Source organism: Mesorhizobium sp. M7A.F.Ca.CA.001.08.2.1 (assembly GCF_003998455.1).
In the GTDB taxonomy this organism is placed as follows: domain Bacteria; phylum Pseudomonadota; class Alphaproteobacteria; order Rhizobiales; family Rhizobiaceae; genus Mesorhizobium; species Mesorhizobium ciceri.
Genome location: NZ_RZPW01000645.1, coordinates 1 through 3,654 on the forward strand (window position 1 = coordinate 1; position 3,654 = coordinate 3,654).

Consider the following 3,654-nt stretch of genomic DNA (forward strand, 5'->3'; position numbering starts at 1 on the left):
GTTCCTGCGCGAACGCCTCGATGTCGCCGAGCGAAACGATCTGCTGCAGATGGTCAACCGCGCCGCCCTGGGCGGCGCGGTTGACCATCTGCAGCAGATCGTTTCGCTCGGCGACATCGAGGCGTTCGCGCAGGAACGGCGCCAGCTTGTCGATGACGACGGTGGTGTCGTCGACCTGCGCCGCCGCCCATTTGGCGTAGATCACCGCCTCGTCGGTCTTCTTCTTGTCGGCGATCTCGGAAATCACCGCGCGGATGACAGCCTCGCGCTGCGGCAGGATGGGCCCATCCTCGGAGACGATTGATGTGATCAACGTAGCCGCCGCTACGACCGGATCATCGATCGCCGTCAGAGGCGACAGAGCCGCCTGCTTGCGCAGCTTCTTGCGACGGATGTTGCCCTGCACGCGCCCGACAACGTCCGCAACCTCGCGAGCCGCGTCGTTCATCGCCTTCATCCGGTACCACCAGAACGCCGCCGCGCCCATCACGCCAAGGATAGCAATCAGGAAAGGCATGTCGAAATCCCCAAGAACCCCGGCGACGATAGGAGAACTCTCGCCTTGCTTCAACACGCAAAAGTTGCGCACCAAATGAACCGGGACGATCGTTCAATCGAACGCCTTGGTTTCCGCGTGGCTGTAGCACATGGCGGGGGCTATGACCCCGGCACATTGTAGATCGCCCGCACCTCGATGGTGCCGATTTCGGCCAGCGGGATCTCGCCGGCGATCTCCAGCGCCTGGTCGAGATTGTCGGCCTCGATCATGACGAAGCCAAGCAACTGCTCCTTGGTTTCGGCGAACGGGCCGTCGGTGATCAGCCGCTTGCCCTGGCGTCGCCGCACCGTCTTCGACGTCTTCACCGATTGCAGCGCCTGCGCGACGATCAGCACCCCACGCTGATCCAATGACCGGTCATGAGCCATCGAATCGGCATCGAGCTTGGCCAGACGCTCCGGCGTCATGGCATGGAGGTCGTTTTCCTCGCCATAGACCAGACAGACATATTTCATTTCCAGCTCCCTTGCTGTGACGAACCATAGGCGATCACGGTATCGGTTGAGTTCTTGCCGGCAGCGACATGGTCGAGAAGGCTGACCGCAATGCCGATGATTGCAACTGCCGCAAGCAGCCGGCCGAAGCCGGAGGGCGGCACATGCAGCGGGTCGCTTTTCCCTGGATCGGCCGTTCGGCAGGTGCTTGTCCAATGGGCAGAAAACAGATTGTTCATGCGAACCTCCATCCGCCACGAGAATCCGTGGCCGCCCGCAGGACGGTCGGGGCCGATGCAAGTCGACATTCTTGCACGTACATTTTTTCAAAAAAATCCGGTGCGGCTCGCCGGTGCTGCGTGCGCGCGCAAACAGCGCGGTGGCCTTCCCTCGCGCCCGCGCTATAGTTGGGAGGAACGCCGCCTGGCCGGCGCCACCGCTGTAATAAGGAGGAATTCATGGACCGCACCGCAAACGCCGTCTGGAAAGGCAATCTGAAAGAGGGCACGGGCACGCTCGACACCCAGAGCGGAACCCTGAAGGGCACGCCCTATTCATTCAAAGCGCGCTTCGAGGACGAGAGCGGCAAATCCGGCACCAACCCTGAAGAGCTGATCGCGGCGGCGCACGCCGGCTGCTTTGCCATGCAGTTTTCGCATTTCCTGGCCGAGAACGGCACGCCGGCCACCGAACTCGACGCCAAGGCCGTGGTGACGCTGGTTCCCGGCACCGGGATTACCGGCAGCGCCCTCACAGTGGTCGGCAAGGTCCCGGGCATCGACGCGGCGAAGTTCAAGGAATTGGCCGAAAAGGCCAAGGCCGGCTGCCCGGTCTCGAAGGCGCTCGGCGCCATAAACGTATCGCTCGACGCCAAGCTCGGCTGAAGGCCCGAACGGCAAATTCATCCAGAAACCGCTGGCCCTTGGGCCGGCGTTTTCGTTTGCGGTCAGCCCTTCAACGCGGCCGCCCGCACATCCGATGGCGTCGCGCCGTAGCGCCGCCGGAACGCCCGGTTGAAATAGGAGAGGTCGTTGAAGCCTGCCTCGAAGGCGATCGCCGTGATGCTGCGTCCGGCATGACGAGGATTGCTGAGCATCCGATGCGCGCGCAACAGGCGCTGGCACAGCATGAAATCCGACAGCGACGTGCCTTCGCTCTCGAACAGTTTTCTGATGTAGCGGGCCGAAAGGCGGTGACGGCGGGCGATGTCTTCGGCCGACAGGTCGCCGCCATGGGCTGTTATTTCGGCCTTGATGGCACGCAGCCGCGCCACGCGCACGCCTCGGCCCCGGGCGATTTCTGCCGCGTCTCGGGTGGCACCCATGGCCAGAGCGACGAGATCGAAAATATGCGTCGTCGCCAGATGCCAGGCCTCCGGGGTCAGCACGTCGCCGGCATCCTGGATCGACCTGACATAGTCGAGCAGCAGCCGCATCGCCCCGCCGGAGGTTGGCAGCGGCTGCATCAGCGCCGGCGCCGGGTCGCCGATCAGCGGTGACAGTGCCTTGAGCGAGAAGCTCATATTGACGAAGCGAAGACCGCCTGGCTGGATGACATTGAGGCCGACCTCCTCGCCGCTCATCATCAGCGCCTGGCCGTTGCCGACCGGCTCCTCGCGGCCGCGATGCTTCATCACGCTTGCGCCATCGAGGGCGACCAGGAGGACGAGATCGTCGCTGTCGATCAGCGACGTCGAATGATGGACGCGGAATTCCGAACACGTGCCCGTGGCGATGCCGAGGCCAGGCAACGCGCGCACCTGCATATCGACATGCGTCGGGCCGAGTGGATCGAGATCGACCTTGAGCACCGTGCGGCCATAGACCTCGCGCATGACCTCGACGCGATCCCGCTCCGGAAGCGCGTCCGTCATCAGTCGGAACGAGGCGGTTGGCCCCATCGTCGCCGTCACCGGCATCCCCCATGCCTCAGGTCAATTAGAAGCCGCGTGATATGCGCCGCGCCTCCGAAAACGTCAATACAGGGCCGTTTGGGCCGTTTTTAGGGCCGCTGCGTCCAAGCTGCCCGCTTTTGCCGGACCTAGTTTGCAGCGCGTTTCCGATCAGGAAGCGCATCGCAAACAGCCACAAGGGGGTTCGATGTATCATTTGCAATTGTTCAGGAGACTGTCGGGGCTCGCCTCGGCAGGCTTCAATCCACGCGTCTATCTATTGTCCATCGCTCTCGGCGGAACCGTCGCCGACCATCGCGATCCGAAGCGGCCGTGTGGGGAGCGCCGGCCATGAGCGTCCGGCATACAGTCCTGGCGGCACCGGTCCTGTGCCTCGGCCTATCGGGCTGCGTCGGCATCAACCCGGTTTCTGCGGTCGTCGGCATGGCCGGCATGGCAGCGGCCAACTCCGCCGGCATGGCGCAATCGAGCGTCATCAGCCCGCAGGAGCAGGCGAAGTACGCCTCGATGTCCTGTGCGGATCTGCGGCAATTGATGGCAGGTTACGAAGAGGCGAAGAATCATGGGCCGTCGGTCAAGAAATACGGCGGCATGGCGCCGGCCGGCAAGACGGCGATCGTCAACAATGTCATCGGCACGCGGCTTGTCTATCTCCGGCAGCTTGTTGCGAGCAAAGGATGTTGAGGGCCTCGTCACACCACGCCTGCCGGGCGGCACTTGTCGGGCTTGCCGGCTGGCTGGCCTTCAGC

General features: G+C 63.6%; 6 protein-coding genes. 2 read left to right on the plus strand and 4 right to left on the minus strand.

The genetic code is table 11. The features are described from left to right. From EN914_RS28155 to EN914_RS28165, 3 genes are all read right to left on the minus strand, one after another. Window positions 1-517, minus strand: a 517-nt coding sequence (locus EN914_RS28155) for a hypothetical protein (RefSeq protein ID WP_245497855.1), incomplete at its 3' end; no start/stop codon positions are given. 140 nt (window positions 518-657) lie between these two features. Continuing rightward, on the minus strand, window positions 658-1,014 hold the full coding sequence (locus tag EN914_RS28160) for a YciI family protein (RefSeq protein WP_024504997.1): 357 nt from the start codon (window positions 1,012-1,014) through the stop codon (window positions 658-660). Then, a complete protein-coding gene (locus tag EN914_RS28165) occupies window positions 1,011-1,232 on the minus strand; it encodes a hypothetical protein (RefSeq protein WP_024504996.1) in 222 nt (73 codons plus the stop codon). Before EN914_RS28165 ends, EN914_RS28160 begins: the two co-directional genes overlap by 4 nt. 219 nt (window positions 1,233-1,451) lie before the next feature. Here EN914_RS28165 and EN914_RS28170 point away from each other — a divergent pair, with 219 nt between their 5' ends. Then, window positions 1,452-1,877: an OsmC family protein gene (locus EN914_RS28170; protein WP_013528883.1), complete on the plus strand. Its 426-nt coding sequence runs from the start codon at window positions 1,452-1,454 to the stop codon at window positions 1,875-1,877. Between the two features lie 62 nt (window positions 1,878-1,939). Here the strand turns inward: EN914_RS28170 and EN914_RS28175 are convergent, their stop codons facing one another. Beyond that, complete coding sequence (locus EN914_RS28175) at window positions 1,940-2,911, minus strand: AraC family transcriptional regulator (RefSeq protein WP_013528882.1); 972 nt, start codon at window positions 2,909-2,911, stop codon at window positions 1,940-1,942. 324 nt (window positions 2,912-3,235) lie between these two features. Between EN914_RS28175 and EN914_RS28185 the strand changes: the two genes are divergently transcribed. Then, complete coding sequence (locus tag EN914_RS28185; protein WP_013528880.1) at window positions 3,236-3,589, plus strand: hypothetical protein; 354 nt, start codon at window positions 3,236-3,238, stop codon at window positions 3,587-3,589. Window positions 3,590-3,654 lie beyond the last annotated feature (65 nt).